Source organism: Moorena sp. SIO4A1, from assembly GCF_010672065.1.
Classification (GTDB): domain Bacteria; phylum Cyanobacteriota; class Cyanobacteriia; order Cyanobacteriales; family Coleofasciculaceae; genus Moorena.
The window spans coordinates 1-1,661 of the sequence record NZ_JAAHHX010000544.1; the positions used below are offsets into that span (position 1 = coordinate 1).

Annotated in this window: 5 protein-coding genes; 2 read left to right on the forward strand and 3 right to left on the reverse strand. The window is 41.9% G+C overall.

The genetic code is table 11. The features are described 5' to 3' along the window. Both F6K53_RS40420 and F6K53_RS40425 read right to left on the reverse strand, forming a co-directional pair. A partial coding sequence (locus tag F6K53_RS40420) for a hypothetical protein (protein WP_293085777.1) occupies positions 1-213 on the reverse strand: 213 nt, incomplete at its 3' end. A 142-nt stretch (positions 214-355) separates the two neighbouring features. Beyond that, positions 356-487, reverse strand: a complete 132-nt coding sequence (locus F6K53_RS40425; RefSeq protein WP_293085780.1) for a hypothetical protein — start codon at positions 485-487, stop codon at positions 356-358. Positions 488-522: 35 nt separating this feature from the next. Here F6K53_RS40425 and F6K53_RS40430 point away from each other — a divergent pair, with 35 nt between their 5' ends. After that, entirely contained in the window at positions 523-687 is a 165-nt protein-coding gene (locus F6K53_RS40430) for a hypothetical protein (RefSeq protein ID WP_293085783.1), read from the forward strand. Positions 688-936: 249 nt separating this feature from the next. On the opposite strand, the gene F6K53_RS40435 is transcribed toward F6K53_RS40430, so the two are convergent. Next, complete coding sequence (locus tag F6K53_RS40435; protein ID WP_293085786.1) at positions 937-1,119, reverse strand: hypothetical protein; 183 nt, start codon at positions 1,117-1,119, stop codon at positions 937-939. 116 nt (positions 1,120-1,235) lie between these two features. Between F6K53_RS40435 and F6K53_RS46295 the strand changes: the two genes are divergently transcribed. Further along, positions 1,236-1,601, forward strand: coding sequence for a transposase (locus tag F6K53_RS46295; protein WP_366511428.1), 366 nt, complete (start codon positions 1,236-1,238; stop codon positions 1,599-1,601). Positions 1,602-1,661 lie beyond the last annotated feature (60 nt).

The following is a 1,661-nucleotide window of genomic DNA, read 5'->3' on the forward strand; positions in this document are numbered from 1 at the left end:
TTCGTCTATAGGCTCGCCGTCTATAGGCTGGGCGTCTATAGGCTGACCAATATCGAAGATAATGATAAATTTCCCATCAGGCATCAGCCGTTTAAGAGCCTGCAAGTGACCTTCCGCATCAGAACGGTTGCGGAAACGAGCAACAACCACCCGCTGCATTTTCGGCAATAGGCGAACAACCACCCATGGGTGTAGGCGTTGAGAGTACGACATAATCAAGATATATCCTTTAACTGGGGTTCTAGAGCCAGCCTTAGGTCCTGGAGAAACTCTCGGCTGGCTCTTACCGTGGAGCGTTTTAGTGCCCACGGTATTTTTATACTAACACAAATAATCTTTAATTATAACATATTTTTTAAATTTTTGTAACAATTTTTGGAATCAGGGAACAGGGAATAGGGAATAGGGAATAGGGAGCAGCAAACAGGGAGTAGTGGAGTCGGGAGTAGGGAGAGTTGTGGAGTGGGAAAAAATCCTGTGTCCCCAAGTATAAATTAACTAATAAATTAACTAAGTGACTATGTGCGATGGGAGCTTGGAGCTGCTACGCGAACGACCTTGGCCAAAAGGCCACGCTACGCGAACGGTCACGCTACACGAAGGTCACGCTACGCGAACGCATCCACCGACCGTATCCTCAACTCTTCCGTTTCTTTCCGATTCCCAATTCTAAATTCTAAATTCTAAATTCTAAATTCTAAATTCTAAATTCTAAATTCTAAATTCTAAATTCTAAATTCTAAATTCTAAATTCTAAATTCCTTCAAGTTGTCAATTTTTATTTTTACCATTATACTAGTATTATAGGAAGAGTTAAAGGGGAGAGAACAGATGAACAAGTGTGTTGGTACTACTGAAGCAGCATCTTTATCAAGCAAGGGAGTTTGAGGGAAAAAGAATACCCCATCCTTCTTAAAGTGGGGATGAATTTTTCCCTCAATCAGGCAAAGTCCCAGTTCTCCCCAAGGATTCTATATATTCAGAAAGGCTTAAACCCGAACGAGCGGCTAGACGTTTTAATCCCTGCCAACCAGTCTCAGTGGCTTTAATACTGTAACTTTTCTTGGCTTCTTCGTGCCATCTGGGTCTTCCTACTTTTCGTCTAATTTGTTCAGTCATCACCTTGATATTTAAGTAATGGGGGTCTATAATTAAGGTAGCACAGAAAAAAGGTCGAACAAATGCAACTAGGATACGTTTACAAGCTAAAACCAAACCGACAACAAGAAGTGACCATGAACAGGTGGCTTGACATGTTGAGATCGCAGTACAATTACTTGCTAAGAGATAGAAACGATTCTTACGACCAAGCAAAAGCCCCAAGGCTAGGTAGTTATTGTGATTTAAGGAGTGGTGGAGAGGCGTGTCCGTTGACCTGTTCTGTAAGCAAAAATTACTCTGTGGGCTACCCCTGGAAGAATAGCCAGAAGAATCCAAGGAGAAATGCCTACGAAGCACAAAGTTCAAGTTTGCCCACTCTCAAGAAGCAGAGACCCTGGTATAAGGCAATCCATTCAACTGTTTTACAGCAAACCTTGAGGCAGTTAGATGTTGCTTTCTCCAAATTTTTTTGCATGAGAAACTGGATACCCAAAACCTAAGAGAAGGTCGCGGTTTAGAAGTTTTAAATATGCACCTGGTCAAGTTAAATTAAACGGCGA